The sequence below is a fragment of the Cryobacterium breve genome, from assembly GCF_004402375.1.
GTDB lineage: Bacteria > Actinomycetota > Actinomycetes > Actinomycetales > Microbacteriaceae > Cryobacterium > Cryobacterium breve.
The window spans coordinates 228,295-249,414 of sequence record NZ_SOGJ01000034.1 but is presented as its reverse complement, the minus strand read 5'-3'; the positions used below and the strand labels follow the sequence as shown (position 1 = coordinate 249,414).

19 protein-coding genes and 2 tRNA genes are annotated in these 21,120 nt (G+C 67.3%); 5 read left to right on the top strand and 16 right to left on the bottom strand.

Going from position 1 to position 21,120, the window contains the following annotated elements:
• Positions 1-291: 291 nt before the first annotated feature.
• The 4 genes from E3O65_RS15585 to E3O65_RS15570 form a co-directional block, all read right to left on the bottom strand.
• Positions 292-1,131: an ATP-binding cassette domain-containing protein gene (locus E3O65_RS15585; RefSeq protein WP_134364621.1), complete on the bottom strand. Its 840-nt coding sequence runs from the start codon at positions 1,129-1,131 to the stop codon at positions 292-294.
• On the bottom strand, positions 1,128-2,168 hold the full coding sequence (locus tag E3O65_RS16930; RefSeq protein WP_134364620.1) for an ABC transporter permease: 1,041 nt from the start codon (positions 2,166-2,168) through the stop codon (positions 1,128-1,130). Before E3O65_RS16930 ends, E3O65_RS15585 begins: the two co-directional genes overlap by 4 nt.
• A complete protein-coding gene (locus E3O65_RS15575) occupies positions 2,165-3,136 on the bottom strand; it encodes a sugar ABC transporter substrate-binding protein (RefSeq protein ID WP_134364619.1) in 972 nt (323 codons plus the stop codon). The genes E3O65_RS16930 and E3O65_RS15575 overlap by 4 nt, the downstream gene beginning before the upstream one ends.
• A 145-nt stretch (positions 3,137-3,281) precedes the next feature.
• Positions 3,282-3,358 (bottom strand) — tRNA-Met (locus tag E3O65_RS15570).
• A gap of 156 nt (positions 3,359-3,514) precedes the next feature.
• On the opposite strand from E3O65_RS15570, the gene E3O65_RS15565 reads away from it, so the two are divergent.
• A complete protein-coding gene (locus E3O65_RS15565; RefSeq protein ID WP_134364618.1) occupies positions 3,515-3,862 on the top strand; it encodes a carbonic anhydrase in 348 nt (115 codons plus the stop codon).
• Positions 3,863-3,973: 111 nt separating this feature from the next.
• Here the strand turns inward: E3O65_RS15565 and E3O65_RS15560 are convergent.
• From E3O65_RS15560 to E3O65_RS15550, 3 genes are all read right to left on the bottom strand, one after another.
• Positions 3,974-4,050: transfer RNA gene (locus E3O65_RS15560), tRNA-Met, on the bottom strand.
• Between the two features lie 160 nt (positions 4,051-4,210).
• Positions 4,211-7,120, bottom strand: coding sequence for a UPF0182 family membrane protein (locus E3O65_RS15555; RefSeq protein ID WP_174722338.1), 2,910 nt, complete (start codon positions 7,118-7,120; stop codon positions 4,211-4,213).
• 95 nt (positions 7,121-7,215) lie between these two features.
• On the bottom strand, positions 7,216-8,331 hold the full coding sequence (locus E3O65_RS15550; protein ID WP_134364617.1) for a YlbL family protein: 1,116 nt from the start codon (positions 8,329-8,331) through the stop codon (positions 7,216-7,218).
• A gap of 130 nt (positions 8,332-8,461) precedes the next feature.
• Here E3O65_RS15550 and E3O65_RS15545 point away from each other — a divergent pair, with 130 nt between their 5' ends.
• Positions 8,462-9,826 carry a zinc-dependent metalloprotease gene (locus E3O65_RS15545; protein WP_134364616.1) on the top strand — a complete coding sequence of 455 codons (1,365 nt, stop codon included), beginning with the start codon at positions 8,462-8,464 and terminating at the stop codon, positions 9,824-9,826.
• Positions 9,827-9,831: 5 nt separating this feature from the next.
• Here E3O65_RS15545 and E3O65_RS15540 read toward each other — a convergent pair whose 3' ends face one another.
• From E3O65_RS15540 to E3O65_RS15525, 4 genes are read right to left on the bottom strand one after another with little or no spacing between them, the layout of a single operon-like run.
• On the bottom strand, positions 9,832-10,695 hold the full coding sequence (locus E3O65_RS15540; RefSeq protein ID WP_134364615.1) for an aldehyde dehydrogenase family protein: 864 nt from the start codon (positions 10,693-10,695) through the stop codon (positions 9,832-9,834).
• Positions 10,692-12,200: an aldehyde dehydrogenase family protein gene (locus E3O65_RS15535; protein ID WP_134364614.1), complete on the bottom strand. Its 1,509-nt coding sequence runs from the start codon at positions 12,198-12,200 to the stop codon at positions 10,692-10,694. Before E3O65_RS15535 ends, E3O65_RS15540 begins: the two co-directional genes overlap by 4 nt.
• Positions 12,201-12,210: 10 nt before the next feature.
• A complete protein-coding gene (deoC, locus tag E3O65_RS15530; RefSeq protein WP_134364613.1) occupies positions 12,211-13,230 on the bottom strand; it encodes a deoxyribose-phosphate aldolase in 1,020 nt (339 codons plus the stop codon).
• A 37-nt stretch (positions 13,231-13,267) separates the two neighbouring features.
• Positions 13,268-14,218, bottom strand: coding sequence for a sugar-binding transcriptional regulator (locus tag E3O65_RS15525; protein WP_134364612.1), 951 nt, complete (start codon positions 14,216-14,218; stop codon positions 13,268-13,270).
• A 117-nt stretch (positions 14,219-14,335) separates the two neighbouring features.
• Here E3O65_RS15525 and E3O65_RS15520 point away from each other — a divergent pair, with 117 nt between their 5' ends.
• Positions 14,336-15,268 carry an ROK family protein gene (locus tag E3O65_RS15520; protein WP_134364611.1) on the top strand — a complete coding sequence of 311 codons (933 nt, stop codon included), beginning with the start codon at positions 14,336-14,338 and terminating at the stop codon, positions 15,266-15,268.
• 152 nt (positions 15,269-15,420) lie between these two features.
• Here the strand turns inward: E3O65_RS15520 and E3O65_RS15515 are convergent, their stop codons facing one another.
• The 4 genes from E3O65_RS15515 to truB are packed head-to-tail and all read right to left on the bottom strand — an operon-like array spanning position 15,421 to position 18,257.
• Entirely contained in the window at positions 15,421-16,350 is a 930-nt protein-coding gene (locus tag E3O65_RS15515) for a bifunctional riboflavin kinase/FAD synthetase (RefSeq protein ID WP_134364610.1), read from the bottom strand.
• Positions 16,347-16,814 (bottom strand): hypothetical protein, encoded by a 468-nt coding sequence (locus tag E3O65_RS15510; protein WP_241985872.1) that lies wholly within the window; start codon positions 16,812-16,814, stop codon positions 16,347-16,349. The genes E3O65_RS15515 and E3O65_RS15510 overlap by 4 nt, the downstream gene beginning before the upstream one ends.
• 37 nt (positions 16,815-16,851) lie before the next feature.
• On the bottom strand, positions 16,852-17,220 hold the full coding sequence (locus tag E3O65_RS15505; RefSeq protein ID WP_134364609.1) for a hypothetical protein: 369 nt from the start codon (positions 17,218-17,220) through the stop codon (positions 16,852-16,854).
• Entirely contained in the window at positions 17,217-18,257 is a 1,041-nt protein-coding gene (truB, locus tag E3O65_RS15500) for a tRNA pseudouridine(55) synthase TruB (protein WP_134364608.1), read from the bottom strand. The genes E3O65_RS15505 and truB overlap by 4 nt, the downstream gene beginning before the upstream one ends.
• A gap of 69 nt (positions 18,258-18,326) precedes the next feature.
• Between truB and E3O65_RS15495 the strand changes: the two genes are divergently transcribed.
• Positions 18,327-19,331 carry a ketopantoate reductase family protein gene (locus E3O65_RS15495; protein ID WP_134364607.1) on the top strand — a complete coding sequence of 335 codons (1,005 nt, stop codon included), beginning with the start codon at positions 18,327-18,329 and terminating at the stop codon, positions 19,329-19,331.
• Positions 19,332-19,434: 103 nt separating this feature from the next.
• On the opposite strand, the gene E3O65_RS15490 is transcribed toward E3O65_RS15495, so the two are convergent.
• Complete coding sequence (locus E3O65_RS15490) at positions 19,435-20,091, bottom strand: nucleoside/nucleotide kinase family protein (RefSeq protein ID WP_134364606.1); 657 nt, start codon at positions 20,089-20,091, stop codon at positions 19,435-19,437.
• 52 nt (positions 20,092-20,143) lie between these two features.
• Between E3O65_RS15490 and E3O65_RS15485 the strand changes: the two genes are divergently transcribed.
• Positions 20,144-21,043, top strand: coding sequence for an HhH-GPD family protein (locus E3O65_RS15485; protein ID WP_422386434.1), 900 nt, complete (start codon positions 20,144-20,146; stop codon positions 21,041-21,043).
• Positions 21,044-21,120 lie beyond the last annotated feature (77 nt).

Sequence of the window (21,120 nt, the reverse complement as noted above, 5' to 3'; positions counted from 1 at the left end):
CACCTCCACCGCCGCCGTCACCAGCAACAGCCCGTCATCGTCGAAACCACGCACCCCCGAACACCGCAGAGATTCCCCGAGCCCCGCCGCGAAGGCCCGCAACTCGGCAACCACCCCCGCCGCAGCACACGGACCGGGCGCGGCATCCGCATCAAGGATTTCCAGGAGGTTCGTCACAACATGAGTCTACCTCAAATAGAACAAACTATCTAGGTAGATTTTAGAAAATGCATGTGAGAATCGAAGATTAAAACGAACATTGGGGTTGGCTGCACTCGCGTCCTGGAGGGCCTAGCGGCGTTCCAGCTCGTGGGCCAGCGCCTCGAGTTCGGGGCCACCGGCCATCAGCGCGGTCATTTCGTCTATCGTGATCTCGCTTTTGGCGAAGTCGCCCAGACTCCGTCCGCGCTGCAGCAAGAGAAAGCGGTCGCCGACCGGATAGGCGTGGTGGGGATTGTGGGTGATGAAGACCACTCCGAGCCCTCGGTCCCGGGCCCGGGCGATATAGGAGAGAACGACCCCGGCTTGTTTGACACCGAGCGCAGACGTGGGTTCGTCGAGGATGACGACCTTCGCCCCGAAATACACGGCACGCGCGATCGCGACGGACTGCCGCTCCCCACCGGAGAGCGTGCCGATCGGCTGGTCGACATCGCGCAGGTCAATTCCCATCCGAGCCAGCTCGCGCTTCGTCGTGGCTCGCATCCCGGCCACGTCGAGCCGTCGCAACGGCCCGCGTCCGCGGGTCCGCTCGGCGGCGAGGAAAAAGTTGCGCCACACCGGCATCAGTCCGACCACGGCCAGGTCCTGGTAGACGGTGGCGATCCCGAGATCGAGTGCCTCTCGCGGGTGGGTGAATCGACGCTCCGTTCCGAACGCCAGGAGTGTTCCCTCCGAGTGCGGGTGGGCGCCCGCGAGAATCTTGATGAACGTGGATTTGCCAGCGCCGTTGTCACCCAGAACGCAAAGCACCTCTCCAGCGCCGACGGATGCCGACACGCCCTGCAACGCCCGGACGGCACCATATGACTTGCCGATGTCTCGCACCGCGAGGATCGGTTTCGGACGAGTCGGCAACGGCTGGATCGGCCCTGGCTCAGTCGGCAACGGCTGAATCGGCTCCGGCGTCATGCGCGCGCCCCGGTTTGGCGCCGAACGAGGAGGTTGACCAGCACGGCAAGCAGCAGCATCCCGCCGAGGAAAGCCTTCAGCCAGTTGTTGTCCCACTGGGCGAACACGATGCCCTGCAGGGTCATGCCGTAGATCAGGGCGCCGAGGGCAGCGCCGATAGCCGACCCGTAGCCGCCCGTCAGCAGGCATCCGCCCACAACGGCGCAGATGATGTAAATGAACTCCTGACCGACCCCCGTGGTGGCCTGCACGGTCGACACGTCGAAGAGCTGCAGCATGCCTACCAGCCAGCCGGCGCCAGCCGTGGTCATGAACAACCCGAGCTTGACCCGGAAGACGGGCACCCCGATCTGCCGGGCGCTGGTGACCTCGCCGCCGACGGCGAATACCCAATTTCCGGGGCGGGTGCGCAGCAGCACCCAGGTGGCCAGCGCGGTCAGCGCGATCCACCAGACGATCGAGACCTTGACCTCCATGCCCAACAGGGGGAACGCCGACCCGAAGAAGAGCTTGGCCTGGTCGAAACCGGGCACGACGCCCATGCCCTGGATGGCGACGCTACCGGTCACGAGCTTCGTCACGGCCAGGTTGCAGCCCTGCAGGATGAAAAACGTCGCGAGGGTCACGATGAAACTCGGCAGTCCGGTCTTCATCACGATGTAGGCGTTCGCGGCGCCGATGGAGAGCGCCACGGCCAGGGCCAGTCCGAGCGCGAGCCACAGGTTCAGCCCCCACTGGGTGGTGACCACACCCACGATGAGACCGGTCGTGCCTGTCATCGCGCCGGCAGAGAGGTCGAACTCCCCGCCGATCATGAGCAACGCGACGGCCACGGCCATGATGCCGAATAGGGAGGCCGAGTACAGCCAGGTCGACACTCCGGCGGGGGTCAGGAATGCCTGCGTGAAAAGCGAGAAGAACGTGAAGATCCCCACGGCCGCGACGAGCGCACCAACCTCGGGCCTGCGCAACAGGGTCAGCAACGGATGCGTCCGCTTCAGCCGATCGTCGAGTCCTGCCTCCACGACGAGGGTCATCTCGTGCCGTTCTCCGCGAACGTCGCGACCTCGGCCGCGTTCTCCTTGGTCACGAAACCCGGGCCGGAATAGACCGGCAGTCCACCGCCGACGACGTCGCCATTCCGCTTCTGCAGCGTGAGGAACGTCACCGGCAGGTAGCCCTGGGAGTACGGCTGCTGGTCGACCGCGAACAGCATCCTGCCGTCGAGGATGAGCCCGGTCACGTCGGCCGACACGTCGAAGGTGGCCAGAACGGCCGGGGTCCGGGCCTCGTCGATGGCCTGGCTCGCAGCCACGGCCACGCCGGTCTGCAGCGTGAGCACGGCGTCGATGGACGGGTCGGCGAGGAGTTTGCTCTTGATGGTGTTCTGGGCATCTGCCAGGTTGGCGACGTCGACCTGCACGTTGCTCACGATCGCGCCGACCGTGTCCGCGGCGCCCTTGCAGCGCTCCTCGAGTCCGGAGTTTCCGGCCTCGTGGATGACGCAGATCACATTGGACACGCCAGCCTCGGCCAGCTTTTCGCCGGCGCCTTGGCCCGCGATGAACTCGCTCTGACCGATATGGGTCTGCGCACCGAATTCAAGAGATCTTTCCAGGCCCGAGTTGATGGTGATCACCGGGATACCGGCAGCCACGGCCTTCTCGACCGCTCCCCTGACACCGTCCGGGTTGGCCATCGACACGATCAGTCCGTCCGGATCAGTGGCGATGGCCGCCTCGATCAGCTGGCTCTGCACGACTGGGTCGCCGTCGCCCTGGTAGGTGACCGTGGCGCCGAGGTCGGTGCCGGCCTGCTCGGCGCCGCTCTTGACGACGTCCCAGAATGCGTCGCCGGCGGTGCCATGGGTGACGACGGCGATCGTGACCGGCTCCCCCGCAGACGAACCGACGCCGTCACCAGTGCTGGTTGCCGCGCCTGTGCATCCCGTCAGTGCCAGCGCCGCGACACCGAAAACGGCCAGAAGGCTGATCTTGAGCTTCATGTCTGTTCTGTTCCCGACTGTCGTGCGGTGGCCTGAAACAGCGGGGTTCGCCGATGACCTGGTGCATATCGTATGTGCTGCATATCGAACATACTGAACGATAAATACAAAAAATCCCCCGGAACCGTGTGGTTCCGGGGGCTAATGGTTGCGGGGGCAGGATTTGAACCTACGACCTCTGGGTTATGAGCCCAGCGAGCTACCGAACTGCTCCACCCCGCGTTGCAATTACTAACTTACCACAGCAACGGTGGTGGTCGAATCCGCCCACAGCCCCGCGAGGGCGAACAGGATGCCCGGCTCACACCACCACTGACGTCGACTCATGGCGACTTGCGGCGAAATCGTTGCGGGTTTCAGGGCTCAGCCTCGGAAACGGTGACTGTGCTGCCGACAGACCCGCCCGACGACGCCATCCGTTCGCTCGTCAACTCCTACAAGCTCCTGGGCACCACGGAGTGGGTCGTCATCCACCACACACATTGCGGGATGGAATTCTTTACCGGCGAGGTGATCCGTGGCCTGCCGGCCAACGGCCGGGAGACAGCCGCCCTGGGCGACGCCAGGTTCTACGGGGTTGGCGCCGGCCCTGGCTCCGCCGAGGCGGAGTACATCGACTGGCAGACCATCACCAACGAGGCGGCGAGCGTTCTCGAAGACGTTGCGAGCATCAAGGATGCGTCCGCTGGTTCCGCCCGGCATCCCGGTTTCCGGCCATATCTATGATGTGGCCACAGTCCGACGCGCCGAGCTACCAGCGGCCACAGCGGCTGGGTCCGCGACCTGACCAAAAAAAGACCGGCCCAGCTGTTCTGCTGGACCGGCCTGATGACGCCGTGGTTGCGGGGGCAGGATTTGAACCTACGACCTCTGGGTTATGAGCCCAGCGAGCTACCGAACTGCTCCACCCCGCGTTACAAGATCAAATTTACCACAGGCCCGCGAGCGGTCCGACCACATGGCCGCTTAGACCTCCGGTGAACGGGAAACGCGGGTGCTGCGCCGTTTCGCGGAAGGCATGCCTCCAGCGAAACGGCGCAGCACCCGCGTAGCGGATGACCCCTGAACTACGCGCTACTGGTCGAGCAGCACCAGCATTTCGGCGATCGCGTCATTCAGCTTCTTGTCGGCAACCCCGTAGGCCGTGAAGTCGCCGGACGTCAATGCGGCCTGCTTCTCGGTGACGGCGATCTTGGCTTTTGCCAGGAGTGACTTCAGCTGGGCATCCGTTGCCGGGTCGCCGGTCGAGGTCGACGGGGTGGTGTCGCCCTCGACGGGCGCCTCCCCCTCGACGGGAGTCTCGGACGGAGGCACCGAGGTGTCGCCGGCGGTAGCACCGGAGTCACCGCCGAAGAGCACGTCGAGTGCCTTGTCCAACGTGTCTTCGAACGCGATCTGGTCTCCGAAGGCAACGAGCACCTTCTGCAGCAACGGGTAGCTGGTCTCACCCGTGGACTGCACGTAGACGGGCTGCACGTAGAGCAGACCGCCACCGACGGGTACCGTGAGCAAGTTTCCGTTGAGCACCTTCGACTGACCCTGCTTGAGCAGGTTCAACTGGGTGGACACTGTCGGGTCGGCGTTGAACTTCGCCTGCACCTGACCGGGGCCGGGCACGGTCACATCCTCCGGCAGGTTGAGCAGTCGGAGCTTGCCGTAGCCCTCCGCCCGTTTTCCATCGGTCGATCCAGCGTCCGCGTCGACCGCCAGGTAGCCGGTCAGCACGTTACGGCTGGTGGCTCCACTGGCATCCGGGATGAAGGTCGAGTACAGCGAGAACGACGGCGATTCCTGGCCGGGCACCTGCATGGTCAGGTAGTACGGCGGCTGCAGAGTCGTGTTCGTCGACGGCGACACCGGGTCGTTCGGGGTGGTCCAGGCGTCGTCGACCGAGTAGAAGGAACCTGGGTCGGTGACGTGGTATTTGCCGAGGACCTTGCGCTGCACCTTGAACAGGTCCGCCGGGTAGCGCACATGGCTCATCAGGTCGCCGCTCATCTCAGTCATCGGCTTGATGGTCGTCGGGAAGATCTTCTGCCAGGTCTTGAGCAGCGGATCCTCGTCGTCCCAGGCGTACAGGGTGACCGACCCGTCGTAGGCGTCGACTGTGGCCTTGACCGAGTTGCGCATGTAGTTGATCTGGTCGAGCGCGAACGGCTGCGGCGGCGTCTCCGTGTCGGCGATCGCGTCGCTCAGGCCCACCGAGGTGGAGTACGGGTAGCTGGCCGAGGTGGTGTAGCCGTCGACGATCCACTTGACCTTGCCGTCGACGACCGACGGGTAGGCGTCGGAGTCGAGGGTGAGGTACGGTGCCACCTTCTGCACGCGCGTGACCGGGTCGCGGTCGTAGAGGATCTGCGACTTCTCGTTTACCGCGTTGGCCAGGAAGATCTGCTCCGACTGGAACTTGAGCGCGTAGATCAACTTGTTGAACGCGTTGTCGAGCGTCGGCCCGCCGTCGCCGGTGAACGTCGTGTAGGTCTGCTGCGCGCCATCCGTGCCCGACGGGTAGTCGAGCTCGACGGGCTTGCTGTCCTTGGGTGCCCCCACGATGGAATACGGCGGGCTCGTCTCACCGAAGTAGATCCGCGGCTCGTACTCGGGCAGCGATCCGGTGGTCGGGATGCCGGATTCGAGGAACACCGGCTGGCCGTCGGCCGAGCGCTGGTTGCCGTAGGCCGCCACCACGCCGTAACCGTGCGTGTAAACCACGGTCGAGTTAACCCAGGTGTTGCCCGCGTTCAGGCCCTCAAGCTTGAGGTCACGCACGGTGACAACCGTGTCCTGGGACTTGCCGTCGATCGTGTAGCGGTCGACGTCGAGGTTCTGCGGAAACTGGTAGTACTGCTTGAACTGCTCAAGCTGGGAAAACGCATCGCTGACCAGGGCCGGGTCGAGAATACGGATGTTCGCCGTGGTCTCGGCATCCGCGCGCAGTGCGCCGGGCTCGGCGGTCGTGCTCGCGTTGTAGGGGATCTCTTCGATATCCGCGAGGCCGTAGGCGTCGCGGGTGAGGTCGATATTTCGTTGGATATAGGGTTCCTCGAGCGTCTTCGCGCTCGGGTCCACCTGGAAGCGCTGCACGACCCACGGGTAGAGGGAGCCGACCAACAGGCTGCTCACGATCAGCAACGCCGTGCCGACGATCGGGAGGCGCCAGCGGCCGATGACCGCCGTGACGAGGAAGAGGATCGCAACAACCGCGGCGATTCCGGCAAGGATGGCACGGCCGGGGATCGTGGCATTGACGTCGGTGTAGCCGGCTCCCGTGATCAGGTCGTTCGTGTTGGTCAGGGTGGAGTACTGCTCAAGCCAGATGCTCACGGCCTGCAGCATCAGGTAGACGCTCGCGGTCACGGCTATCTGGATGCGCGCGGCCTTGGCGACGAGAACTTCGCGCCCGCTCACCCGAATCGATCCGTACAGGTAGCTCGTTGCCGCGGCGACGAGCGCCGAGATGAGCACCACCGCGGAGGCGAAGCCCAGCACCGACTGGAGGAACGGGAGGTCGAACAGGTAGAACGACACGTCGAGCTTGAACTGTGGGTCGACCCGGCCGGCCTCCGTGCGGTTCAGCCACATCAGCACGACCTGCCACCGGGTCGCGGCGGCGACGCCGGCGAAGAGGCCGAGCAGGGCGGGAATGCCGAACATTGCCAGGCGGCGCAGCGGCTCGATGACCTGCTGGTAGCGGTCGAGCTGCGAATTCAGCTTCGCGTAGACGGGCCGCAGACGGTAGGCGATCTGGATGCTCACCCACACCGGGACCGCCATCGCGACGAATCCGATCACGAAGAGGACGGTCCCGGCGAGCCACTGCGTGGTCAGCACGTTCAGGAAGCCCAGCTGGTCGAACCAGAGCACGTCGGCGTAGAGCCCCGCGAATACGAAGAAGATGATCACCAGCCCGGCAATGATCGCTGCCGTAATGGCGAGGGGAGCACGGCTGCGCTGGGGAGCACTACGGGCTTGTTGTGAACTCACGAATTGGCCTCTTGATCTCGAAATCGACGGTCACGTCTCATTCTAGACAGCCGTCCCGAACGAAAGCCGCACGTTCGCTGGGCTGCAACCCGGGGTTAGCCGAGTGGGCACTGTTTCACAGCGTCGGTGTCCGCCGCAGTGTCCGCGTCAGCACGGATGGCGTCGAGTGCGGCCAGTGCATCGTCGAGCGTCTCGATGGAGAAGACCGTCATCCCGTCCGGGACATGACCGGTGACCTCGTCGCAGTTGTCGGCGGGGGCGAGGAACCAGTCGGCGCCGCTGTCGTCGGCTCCGATCAGCTTCTGCCGAATGCCGCCGATGGGGCCCACCGCGCCGGCCTGGTTGATCGTGCCCGTGCCGGCGACATCCGCCCCACCCTGCAGAAAGCCCGGGGTGAGCGTGTCGATGATGCCGAGGGCGAACATCATCCCGGCGCTCGGCCCGCCGACCGAGTCCAGTTGAATTGTCACGTCGAATGGAAAGTCGTACTCGCTCATGACGTTGATTCCGACCACGACGGCGTCACCCGACGCGGCCGGGGTGACCTCGACAGTCTGGGCGGCGCCGCCGCGGATGATGCCGATCGAGGCTGGAGAGTCGACACCGTTCCGGGTGAGCGCGGCACGCAGGGCCGTGATGTCAGCAACCTGTTCGCCGTTCACCGACACGACCTCGTCGTCGGTCTCGATGACGCCCGCGGCCGGCGAGTCGTCGGGCAGGGAGACGACCGAAAGGATGGTGGGGTAGTCGTAGTCGAGGCTGGTCAGGGCGGCGGCAATCGCGTCCTGCTGCGAGTTCACCATCTGCACCTGGTTCTGCTCTTCGCGCTGCTTGGTGCTCACATCGGGCGGGAAGGCCGCCTCTATCGGGATCACGGCCTGGTTCGGATCCAGCCACGCGGCGGCGACCGTGAGCCAGCTCGGCCGGTTGTCGGGGTTGCCCACCAACGACACGGTCAGCAGGTCCAGGGTGCCCTTGGTGGAATAGACGGGCTCGCCGGACACGGAGATGAGCGGAATCTGCTCACCGTCTTTTTCGGCCGTGCCGATGGTGTTGTAGACCGGGCCGGGCTTCTCGATCACATACGGGGACGGGGTCACGGCGAGGATGAGGCCGATGACCATCGCGATACCGAGGACCACCCAGCCGGCACTGACGGCGCGATCGGACCGAGCAGGCGGTCGTGCTGAGTGATCGGTGAAGAGGGCCACCGGTTTCCTTCCAGGGATTGTGCGGACTGTTCGCGACAGGCGGACACCGGTTTCCCAGCGTAGGACATTTCCCAGTACGCGCCGGGGATCTCCGGCTAGCGTAGAAGTACGTGACTGAGAGGTGCCTGAAATGGCCGAGGACGACTCCCGACCCGACGAGGGTCACAATCCCGAAGATGAGTTTCGGGACATGCTGCGCGACATCCTGAGCGGGAAGTCGTCTATCGATCCAAGCCAGCTGGCCGGTGCGGCCGGGCTTCCGGGCGACCCCGCAAGCATCTCAGCTTTGATGAACCAGCTGCAGGGTGCGCTGCGGGGAGGCGGCGACGGTTCCCCCAACTGGGACGCCGCACTCAGTCAGGGACAGGAACGCGCGGCCCAGGGGCAGCTCGATGTGACCCCGAACGAACGCGCCGCACTCGACCAGGCTTTCCACATCGCCGCTCTCTGGCTGGACGAGGTGATCTCGGTCGCCGAGCTCACCGCTCCCCCGCGCCTGATGACCCGCAAGGAATGGGTCACCGCGACCATGCCGCTGTGGACCCAGCTGGCCGAGCCCGTGGCGACCAGCATCTCAGACTCCCTGACCCGCGTGCTCACGGATCAGGCCCCAGAAGAGCTCAAAGATCTGATGACCGGCGCCGGCCAAATGATGCGCAGCATCGGCGGCACCCTGTTCGCCATGCAGCTCGGCCAGGTCGTCGGCCAGCTGGCCAGCGAGGTCGTCTCCGGCGGTGATGTCGGGATCCCGCTTCTCAGCGACCAGCAGGCCGTCCTGCTCCCCCAGAACGTCGCCCTCTTCGGCGAGGGACTCGACGTTCCCGCCGATCAGGTGCAGATCTACCTAGCCGTGCGCGAACTCGCCCACGCGCGGTTGTTCCGCCACTCGCGCTGGCTGCGCCTGCACCTGATCAGCTCGATCACGGACTTCGCCCGCGGGATCCACATCGACTCCAGCCGCCTTGAGCAACTGGCCGACGGATTCGACCCAGCCAACCCGGAAGAGCTTCGCGCTGCCATGGTCGACGGTTCCCTGATCCCGCCGAAGACCGAGGCCCAGCTGGCCGCGCTCGCCCGGCTCGAGACGATGCTCGCCCTGATCGAGGGCTGGGTGGACGTGGTCACGCTCGAGGCCACGAATCGGCTGCCCCGCGCTGACGCCATCGCCGAGACGGTGAAGCGGCGTCGGGCATCCGGTGGCCCGGCCGAGTCCGCGTTCGCGACCCTGGTCGGGCTCGAACTGCGCCCCCGCCGCCTGCGCGAGGCCGCCGCCATGTGGCAGGCCGTGACGGATGCCGTGGGCAACGAGGCGCGCGACGAACTATGGGCCCACCCTGACCTTCTACCCTCGTCCGCCGACCTCGACGACCCGCAGGCCCTCGTGGCCCGATTGACCGGCTCGGCCGATGGTACCGAGCCCGCGCTCGACGAGGTGGATCAGGCCCTGGAGGATCTGCTCCGCGACGACGGCATAGAGCGTCCGCACGAGGCGTAGCCCGGCTAGATCAGCCCCTTGGTGTGCCAGATCGTCTTGGTCTCGGTGAATGCAAGGATGCGGGCGAGGGACGGGCTGGCGGCATCCGGGCCGTTCTCGGGCTGAAGCACCCGGGTGAGCGTCTCGGCCGCGTCGATCTCAAGGTGGACCCAGTCGAGGTCACCGGCGCCGACCAGGTCGAGCGCGTTGACGTCAGCGTGGCTGGCCAGCCACGGCGCCATCTCGGCCGGCGATCCGGTGAGCACGTTGACCACGCCTCCGGGCACATCGCTCGTGGCGAGCACCTCGCCCAGGCTGATCGCCGAGAGCGGCATGGTCTCGTTCGCGATAACGACCACGGTGTTACCGGAGACCAGCGCAGGGGCAACCGCGCTGACGAGACCGAGCAGGGATCCACCGGTTTGCGGCGCGATGATGGCGACCACGCCCGTGGGATCCGGCACCGAGAGGTTGAAGTACGGCCCGGACACCGGGTTGGCGTTGCCGGCCACCTGCAGGTACTTGTCGGCCCAGCCGGCGTACCAGACCCACCGATCGATCGCCTCGTCGACCTGGGCGGATGCGGCGGCGGGCGTCACGCCCTCCGCCTGCACGATTTCGGCCATGAACTGCGCCCGGCGCCCCTCGAGAAGTTCCGCGATGCGATAGAGCACCTGGCCGCGGTTGTAGGCCGTGGCACCGGCCCAGCCGCCGAGGGCCGAGCGGGCTGCGACGACGGCGTCTCGGGCATCCTTGCGGCTGGCCTTGGCGGCGTTGGCGAGGAATTCCCCGTCGTGGGAGCGGATCTCGTAGACCCGGCCCGACTCGCTTCGCGGGAACGTGCCGCCGAGGTAGAGCTTGTACGTCTTGGGAACGGCGAGGCGGGTCACTTGGCTGCCTTCTTCCTGGAAAGGGGGGTTTTCTCTGCGGGCGTGACGGCCCGCGCGGCCGCGCGGCCTGCGGCTGGCTTGAGGTACGCGGCGAGGCCGTGGCGGCCTCCCTCGCGCCCGTAGCCGGACTCCTTGTAGCCGCCGAAGGGGCTGGCCGGGTCGAAGCGGTTGAACGTGTTCGCCCAGATCACGCCGGCGCGCAGCTTGTCGGCGACGGCCAGCATCCGACTGCCCTTTTCGGTCCAGATGCCGGCGGACAGGCCGTAAGGCGTATTGTTCGCCTTGGCGACAGCCTCGCCAGGGGTGCGGAAGGTGAGCACGGAGAGCACCGGGCCGAAGACCTCGTCACGGGCGATGCGGTGGCTGGTGGAGACGTTTGTGAAGATGGTCGGCTTGAACCAGAAGCCGGTCTCCGGCAGCACGCAGTCCGGGCTCCAGCGCTCGGCCCCCTCCTGCTCGCCGATGGTGGTCAGCTCCCGGATGCGCGCCAACTGGTCTGCGCTGTTGATGGCGCCGATATCGGTGTTCTTATCCATCGGATCGCCGAGGCGCAGTGTGGACAGGCGTGACTTGAGTCGATCCACGACGTCATCGTGGATCGACTCCTGCACGAGCAGGCGGCTGCCGGCGCAGCAGACGTGACCTTGGTTGAAGAAGATCCCGTTGACGATGCCCTCGATTGCCTGGTCGATGGGCGCGTCGTCGAAAACGATGTTCGCTGCCTTGCCGCCGAGTTCCAGGACGACCTTCTTGTCGGTGCCGGCGACCGAGCGGGCGATGGCCCGACCGGCTCCGGTAGAACCGGTGAACGCGACCAGGTTGACGCCGGGGTGGCCGACAAGGGCCTTCCCGGTGTCCCGTCCGCCTGTGACGATGTTGACGACACCGGCGGGCAGATCGGCCTGCTGCAGGATCTCGGCGAAGAGCAGGGCGGTCAGCGAGGTTGTCTCGGCCGGTTTGAGCACGACCGTGTTGCCTGCAGCGAGGGCCGGAGCGATCTTCCAGGCCAGCATCAGCAGCGGAAAGTTCCAGGGGATCACCTGGGCGGCGACGCCCCGCGCGGACGGTGTGGGGCCGACGCCGGCATGGTCGAGCTTGTCGGCCCAGCCGGCGTAGTAGAAAAACCAGGCGGCGACCAGAGGCACATCGACGTCGCGGCTCTCCTTGATCGGCTTGCCGTTGTCGAGGGTCTCGGCGACGGCGAGTTCGCGAGCCCGCTCCTGAACGAGACGCGCGATGCGGAACAGGTACTTGCCCCGATCACTGCCGGACAGCTTCGACCAGGTCTTGTCGTAGGCGCGCCGGGCTGCAGCCACGGCCGCGTCGACATCCGTCGCGTCGGCATGAGCGATCATCGCGATTTGCTTCTCGGTGGCGGGATTGATGCTCTGGAACGGCTCACCGCGACCGGCGACGAACTCGCCGTCGATGAAGAGTCCATAGTGCGCGCGCAGGTTCAGCAGGGACTGGGACTCCGGGGCCGGAGCGTAGTCAAGAAAGCTCATGGGGTAGTCCTCAATCCATCGTCACGTAGTCGGGTCCGGAGTAGTGTCCGGAGGTCACCTTCTGGCGTTGCATCAGCACGTCGTTCAGCAGGCTCGACGCCCCGAACCGGAACAGGCCGGGGGTCAGCCACTCCTCGACCACGGTCTCGGCGACGGTCACGAGGTACTTCGTGGCGTCCTTGGAGGTGCGGATGCCGCCGGCCGGTTTCACTCCGATCTTCGCCCCGGTGAGGCGGTGCCAATCACGCACGACCTCGAGCATGGACAGGGTCACGGGCAGGGTGGCCGCGACAGGCACTTTTCCGGTGGAGGTCTTGATGAAGTCGGCGCCGGCCAGAATGGCCAGCCAAGACGCGCGGCGCACGTTGTCATAGGTGCTCAGCTCACCGGTTTCGAGGATCACCTTGAGGTGCGCGGCGCTGCCGTCGGCGCGGCGGCAGCTGTGTTTGACCGCCACGATCTCGTCGTAGACCTGAGCGAACCGGCCCGACAGGAATGCCCCGCGATCGATGACCATGTCGATCTCGTCAGCGCCTGCCTCGACCGCGTCGCGCACGTCTGCCAGCTTGACCGCGAGGGAAGCCCGCCCGCTCGGGAAGGCCGTGGCGACGGCGGCGACGTTCACGCCAGCATCCGTGCCCGCGGAATGCGCGGAGCCGAGGGCCGCGACGGCGTGCGGCACCATATCGCCATAGACGCAGACGGCGGCGACGCGTGGGCAGCTCGGGTCACCAGGATCCGGGGTGAGGGCTTTGCCAACCAGGGACCTGACCTTGCCGGGGGTGTCGGCGCCCTCGAGGGTGGTGAGATCGATCAGGCTGATGATCTTGTCGATTGCCCACTTCTTCGAGCTGGTCTTGATGGAGCGGGTCCCGAGGGCGGCGGCGCGCTGCTCGAGGCCGACCGCGTCGATTCCGGGAATGCCGTGGAGGTAGCGGCGCAGGTTGGCATCCGTGGCATCCCCGCCGATGAGCGCCACAGCGCGTTCTCCGGTGTTCAACTGGGCCAAAACCGAGTGGCTGGCTGTCATGAAGAGTCCTTCCGGTCGGGGTGCGGTCAGGCGTCGGTCAGGAGTCATCGCCGAGCACGGCGAGGGCGGTTTCTTCGTCGGTGACGAGCACGGTGCACAGGCCGCTGCCGACGACGGCGCGGGCGATGGCGTGCTTGGAACTGCCGGCGATGACGGCGACGGCCGTCTTCGCGTGGCGCAATTGCTCGAGCTGGATGCCGACGGTGCGCCCGTCGAGTTCGGGATCGACGATGTTGCCGTTGCTGTCGATGTAGCGGCCGACGATGTCGCCGACGGCACCCTTGCGCACCAGCTCGGCGACCTGCTCCGCGGTGAGGTAGCCGCTGTCGACGAGGGCCGAGTTCTGGTCAGCCTGGCCGGCGCTGAACAGATAGGCGGATGCCGCGGCGCCCAGGTTGAGCACGGCGGCGACGGAACGGTCGGCTTCGATCGCGTTCTTGGTGTCGAGGCGCTCGAGAATGGCCGGGCTCGGCAGCAGGGTCGCCGCTCCCGAGGCCTTGTGGGCGATGGTGACGGCCGTGGCCGCCGCGGTGCCGGCGCGCCGATTGAGGCTGACGCCGCCATTGATCTGCACGACGTTGACGCCGTTGGCCCAGCCCTGCGCCACGTGCAATGACACCTCGTGCAGGGTGCGGCCCCAGCTGATGCCGAGTGTGCGCGGCACCGGGCGCAGGCCGGAGAGGTAGTCCGCGGCGGCCTGCGCGGTGCGGGATTGGAGTTCCTCGTCACTGGTGACGCCGGCGGAGGACACGACGATGGCATCCGTCAGCCCGGTTTTCTCGCGCAGCCGGCGTTCGATGGAGAGCCGGCGAGCGCGCGGGTGCACGATCTCGATGCGGATGAAGCCGCTGGCCTTGGCCTGGGCGAGAAGCCGCCCCACCTTCCAGCGGGTCAAGCGCAGGACGGTGCCGATTTCGTCCTGAGTCTTGTTTTCCTCGTAGTACAACTCGGCCGCGCGAATAGACAATAGCTCGTCAGTGTCCGCCATGGTGCTCCGTCCGGTATGACCTCAGCCTAGGTCGCCGGTCTCCCCCGATCAACGGCTGTTGTCTAGGTTGCTCACCTGAGCATCCGTGGTGATGGCCGCACACCCTAGGCTCAGAGCATGCTCCCCCATTACGCTCTCGCCGTCGACCTCGGCGGCACCAAGGTCGAAGCCGCCCTCGTGGACGAGAGCGGTGTCGTGCTCGCTGTCAGCCGCCACCGCGCCCCCACCGGCCCGCTGAAGACGGCTGACGAGCTCGCGGCCGCCGTCGAGTCCGTCGTCATCCGTGCGCGCGCGAGCCTTCCGACCGGCGCTTCCCTGCTCGGCGTCGGCATCGGAACCGCCGGGCCGATCACGGTGGAGACGGGCACGGTCTCCCCGCTGAACCTTCCCGCCTGGCGGGACTACCCCTTCCGGGACTTCGTGGCCGCGCTCGTTCCCGAAACGCCCGTGCGTCTGCGCCTGGACGGCCTCTGCATCACACTCGCCGAGCACTGGCTCGGTGCGGGACAGGGCGCCGGCAGCCTGATGGGCATGGTCGTGTCCACGGGCGTCGGCGGCGGCTTGATCCTCGGCGGCACCACCGTCTCCGGATCCAGCGGCAACGCCGGGCATATCGGACACATCGAGGTCGGCGGATTCGACGACCCCTGCGCCTGCGGCGGCACCGGATGCCTCGAGGCGGTCGCCTCCGGACCGCGCACCGTGGCCTGGGCCCGCGCCCAGGGCTGGACGGGCGTCACCGGCGAGGACCTCTCGGCCGCCTACGCCGCCGGTGACCCGATCGCGGTCGCCGCGGTGAAGCGCTGCGGCCAGGCCATCGGCCAGGCGATCGCCTCAGCGACAAACCTTCTGGACCTCGACGTGGTCGCGATCGGCGGAGGGTTCTCACACGTGACGCCGGACCTGTTCGACTTCGTGCGGGCGGCCGTCGCCGAGCGCACGGTGTTCTCTTTCGCGACCCGGGTGCGCGTCGTCGCATCCGCTCTCTCCGGGGACGGCCCGCTGATCGGAGCCGCGGCCCTGATCCACCGAGCCGACCTGGTCGCCTGACCCTGCGGCCCACGAACCAATTCCACGGAGATTTTGCTCAGCAGAAGCGTTGAGACCGGTCTCACCTGGTCTTCAGGCAAAATCTCGTCGAATTCGTCAGGTCGTGCGGGGATTGGGGCGGCTGCGTGGCTCCGGGCCGCGACGGGTGAAGGTCAGGCGAGGATGCCGCGAACCTTCTCGACGTCGTCGTGCATCTGTGCGATCAGCGGATCGATGCCGGTGAAGGCCACCATTCCACGGATCCGCTCGACGAACGACACCTCCACCACGTGGTCGTACAGGTCGATGTCCTGATCGAGAATGTAGGCCTCGACCTGCTTCTGCGCCACACCCTTGAAGGTGGGGTTGTTGCCCACCGAGATGGCCGCCGGGTAGCGGATGCCGGCATCCGTCAGCCAGCCCGCGTACACGCCGTCGGCGGGAATGAGACCCTCGGACTCCGGTGACAGGTTGGCCGTGGGGAAGCCGAGTTCGCGTCCGCGTTTCGCGCCGTGAACAACCTCACCGCGCACGGCGGGGTTGTGCCCCAGCAGCGTGGTGGCGGCGCCGACCTCTCCGCGAGTGAGTAGCTCGCGGATCCAGGTCGACGAGACCCGCCGCATCCGGTCTGATATCACGTCGTCGATCAGGCGCACCGTGAACCCGAACCGGTCACCCAATTCCTTCAGCAGGTGCACGTCTCCGGCGCCACGGGCGCCGAATCGAAAGTCGCGGCCGACCAGAACCGTGCTCGCGTGCAGCCCCCGCACGAGGATGGTCTCGATGAATTCAACGGGCGGCAGTGCGGCCAGCGCCGCCGTGAACTCGAGCACGAGGGTGGCGTGCACGCCGGTCTCAGCGAGCAGACCGAGCTTCTGGTCAGTGCTGATCAGGGTCTGCGGGCACCGGTTGGGGTCGAGCACGGCGAGCGGATGCCGGTCGAAGGTCACCAGGACCGAGGCCAGCCCATCACGGTCGGCCAGCGTCTGCAGCTCGTCAATGACCGTGCGGTGCCCCGCGTGCACACCGTCGAACTTGCCGATGCTGACGGCGGAAGCCGGCCAGTCGGCAGGGATGTCGGCAACGCCGCGCAGAACCTTCACGCACGCGCCTTCCCGGTTCGGGACAGCCACAACATGCCTAGCAGCGGCAGCACCAGCGGGATGAACACGTAACCGCGGCCGTAGAGCGACCAGACCGAGTCGTGCGGGAAGAGGGCCGGATCGAGAAGACTCAGGGTTCCGACGACGAGAACGCCGGCGAATTCGAAGCCGATCGTGATCCACGCCACCCGGCGCCAGCGCCCACCGCTCTTGATCAGGGCCACCGTGGCGACGACGTAGACGACCGCGGCAAGGGCTGACAGCGAGTAGGACAGCGGGGCCTCGGAGAACTTCGAGACGATCTGCACGAACGAGCGTCCCGTCGCCGCCAGCGCAAGGAGGCCGTAGACGGCGATCAAAAGACGGCCGATACCGATCACTCGGGTGCTGCGAGCGGGACCGCCGGCGGTCGACTGCGAGGTCGACGCGGTGTTGGTCGAGGGGGTGCTCTGGGGGGCGTTCATGGCACCTCAATTATCGCAGCATCCGTGGTGCATGCGGTCACCGGCCCTGAACCGTCCAGATCTGCCACATGCGATAGACCATCACGAACACGCCCAGGCCGGCGACGCCCAGGATGACGGTGCTCCACCGGCTGCGCTCGATCAGGGCCCAGCCCACGGCTGCCACAGGCACCAGGATTGCGCTGACCAGATAGGTGTAGAACTCCAGCAGGCTGCCGGTGGCCGTATTGCCGGCGAACGGCGCGACGATGGCCACGACGAGTTGCACGATCAGCAGCAGCTCCACGAGCGCGATCGCACCCATGGTGAGGTCGCTGGGCTTGCGGCCGGCCAGGCCGAGGGCGATGCAGAGCAGTCCGGCGACCCCGGCAATGCCCAGCTGGAGCCAGGTGAACCACTCGATCATGCGTCGGCCTTCGGGGCTGCGTCGGCCTTCGGGGCTGCGTCGGCCTTCGGGGCTGCGTCGGCCTTCGGGGCTGCTGGATCGACGGCCTCGTCGCGCGGGAAGTTGAGCAGGGACTTGGCGTGGTCGCCGCGGAATTCGACCAGACCGACCAGGCGTCCATCCGGCGCCACCGCCGCGATGGGCCCGTCCGCGCCCTGCGCTACGGCCGTTCGGGACGCGGCATCCACCGCGATGCGCTTGCCGTGGCCGAGATCGATGGCCTGGTCCTCGGTCAGGTCGAGGCGTGTGAACAGCCGCGTGGCGGCATCCGTCGGGCCGATCAGACCGGCCGCAACGTCGAGCTCGGCCAGCGGCCGGGCCGCGTCGACCTGGAACGGGCCGATCCGGGTGCGGCGCAGGCTGGTGAGGTGGCCGCCGACCTCGAGGGCGGCGCCCAGGTCGCGGGCGAGTGCCCGGATGTACGTGCCGGAGGAGCATTCCACCCGCACTTCGAGGTCGAGGAAGCCGTCGACCGGCGTTGTGGACAGCAGCTCGAAGGCACTCACGGTGACGGGCCGGGCCGGCAGGTCTACCGTCTCACCGGCGCGCACCAGCGCGTAGGCGCGCTTACCGTCGACCTTGATGGCACTGACGGAGCTCGGCTGCTGCGCGATGTCGCCGGTGAGGTTACCGATGCCGGCCGCGATGGCCTGCGGGGCGATAGCGGCAACGGCGTCGACGGATGCCCGGGTCAGCTCTTCACCCTCGGCATCGTCGGTCGTCGTCGCGGCTCCCAGCCGAATGGTCGCCCGGTATTCCTTGTCGAGGCCGACGACGTAGGTGAGCAGGCGGGTGGAGCTGTTGATGCCGAGGATCAGCAGGCCGGTCGCCATCGGGTCGAGCGTGCCGGCGTGGCCGACCTTCCGGGTGCCGGCGAGGCGCCGGGTGCGGGCGACGGCGTCGTGGCTGGTCCAGCCCTGCGGCTTGTCGACCAGGAGGAGGCCACTGGCGACGTGGCCGACCGTGCCCTGCGCTGCTTTTTCATTCACTCTTCCCATGATATCCGGCGCCGGCCGCGAGCTCGCCCGCCGGGCCCCGGCCCGACGCCCGAGACTTAGGCTGAGGGGATGAAGATTGCGGTGATCGGAGCCGGCGCCCTCGGCGGCACCTTCGCGACCCTGCTCGCCCGAGCGGGCCACGAAGTCACCGTGACGGCGCGCGGGCCGGCGCTGGCGGTCATCCGGGCCGAGGGGATTTCACTCACCGGCGCCTTCGGAGGCACGCGGCAGTATCCGCTGGCCCTCGAACGTCTGGTGGAGACCCCGCAGCTGACGCTCGTCTGCACCAAGGCCCAGGACGCCGCCGCGGCCATCGGCGACAACGCCCGGGTTCTCGACGGCTCCCCCGTGATCGTCGTGCAGAACGGCCTCGACGGAGTGCGTACCGCCAGCGCGTTACTCCCCTGCTCGGATTGCTTCGGAGCCCTGTCGATCATGGCGGCCAACTACACTGCTCCCGGCCAGGTGGCGATCACCACAGCCGCGCCCACCTATATCGGCCGGGGAACCGGGGTCGCGGATACTGTCACTCGCGCCTGGCGGGATGTGCTCTCCAGCGCCGTGCCCACGGTCGCCCTCGACAATTTCGTGGGCGCCCAGTGGACCAAACTCGTCGTCAACATGCTCAATGCCCTCCCGGCGATCACCGGGCTGAGTGTTCAGGAGGTCGTGGACCACACCGGCCTGCGCCGCGTGATGACCGAGAGCATGCGCGAAACCGTGCGCGTGGGAATGAAGCGCGGCGTGCGCTTCGGCAGCCTGCAGGGACTGGGCGACGGGCCGTTGCGCACCTTCTCCCGGCTGCCGACGGGCTTGGGTCAGGTGCTGCCGTTGCGGCTGCGTTCGCGGATGGGCGACGTGCCCAACCTCGGTTCGACCCAGCAGAGCCTGAAGCGCGGACAGCTCACCGAGATCGACTATCTGAACGGTGCCGTGGTGCGGGAAGCCACCCTCGCCGGGGTTCGGGTGCCCGTGAACGAGCTGCTGACAGCGCTCGTGCACGAGGTCGAGGCGCGCGGGGTCCCGTTGTCCACGTACGACGTGCTCGAACGCTTCGCGGCCCTCCGCCACTGAGCGACGGGACCCAGCTACCTCGCGGCGCACCCCGTGGAAGCGGGCGCACGTTACAACGTGCGCCCGATTCCACAACCTGCGCCGCGAATGGAGGAGGCCCGGTTCAGCAGCTGTCGAGGAACACCCGCCGCGGGTCGTCCGGGTTGCTCACATCGACGACGGCCGTGGCCCGGCTGCGCGGGCGCACCTCGCCGCAATACAGCCGGTCGGCAACCACATGCTCGTTGACGGCGCCGACATCCTCGTCATCCCCGGGTCCGAAGCGCACGGCATCCGCTTCGGTTTCCACGAGAACGCTATACGACCACAGGTCGCGCAGCTCTCTGCGGTTCAGGTACTCGCCGTCGAGGATCAGGGTGGCGTCGGACGGCCCGGTCAACCACGTCGGTTCGATCCAGGTGTCCCTGTCGGTGTCGAACGCCCTGGTTACGAACCCCGTGCTCCCGCCCAGCCTGAACGGGTCGAGCAGCACACGGCGCAGCAGGGAAAAATCGTAGAGGTAGCGCAGCAACCGCTCGGGAGATTCCGGGCCGAAGCGGGCCTGCTCCGCGCGCGAACGCCGGAAATCACGCAGCGAGGCCCGGAACATCGGATGCTCCCGCTCGTCGAACACGGCGGCCAGGTCGTCCGCAAAGGCGGCCCGTTCCGCGGCATCCGCGCCATCAATGGCAACGACCGTGCGACCGAGGCCGTAGACGCCGAGGATTTCGGTCGCGAGCTCCCGCAGGAACTCGATCCGGGGAGTGGAGGCAAGCTTCATGATTCGAGCCTAGGTTAGAACGGTGGATGCCACCGTCACGGACTCAACCCGCCTGCAGACCCGCCCCGTTGCCGACTCGCCCGCCCTCAGCCTCGCCATAAACGCCTGGTTTCAGGACAATGCCCGCGATCTGCCCTGGCGTCGGCTCGGCTTCGGCGCCTGGGGCGTGCTGGTGAGCGAGTTCATGCTGCAGCAGACCCCCGTGAACCGGGTGATCCCCCGCCTGGCGGAGTGGCTTGAGCGGTGGCCGAGCCCGGGTGACCTTGCCGCGGTTCCCCCAGGTGAGGCGGTACGGGCGTGGGCGACGCTGGGCTACCCGCGCCGCGCGCTGTGGCTGCATGCTGCCGCCGTCGAGATCACAGAGCGACACGGCGGTGTGGTCCCGTCCGACGTCGACGCACTGCTGGCCCTCAGCGGCATCGGCGATTACACCGCACGGGCCGTCGCCGCGTTCGCCTACGGCCTGCGGCATCCGGTTGTCGACACCAACACGCGGCGGGTCATCGCACGCGCCGTGGCCGGGCAGGCCGAACCCGCGCCGCCCAGTCGAACCAGGGACCTCGAGGCCATGAGCGCGCTGCTTCCCCTGCCGGTGCGCGATGCCGCCGTGTTCAACGCCGGCATGATGGAGCTGGGTGCGCTGGTTTGCACGGCGAAGAACCCGCACTGTGGCGACTGCCCGATCCAGACTGCCTGTGCCTGGCGCAGGGCCGGCTATCCGGCCTATGCGGGGCCGCGCAAGGCCGTGCAGAGGAAGTTCGAGGGCAGCGACCGGCAGGTGCGCGGGCTGATCATGGCCGAGTTGCGGGCCACACATCACCCCGTGACGGATACCGAAATCACCGTACTCTGGCCTGACCCCGTGCAGCGCGACCGGGCCCTGGCCGGACTGCTGGCCGACGGCCTCGCCGTGACCACCGCGCCCGGCCGCTACACGCTGCCGCACGAGTGATCAACGCACACGGACCGCGCCCGGATAACGAAAAGGACCGGGCCGGCCCGCATCCCCCGTGGGTGATGCTGGGCTGC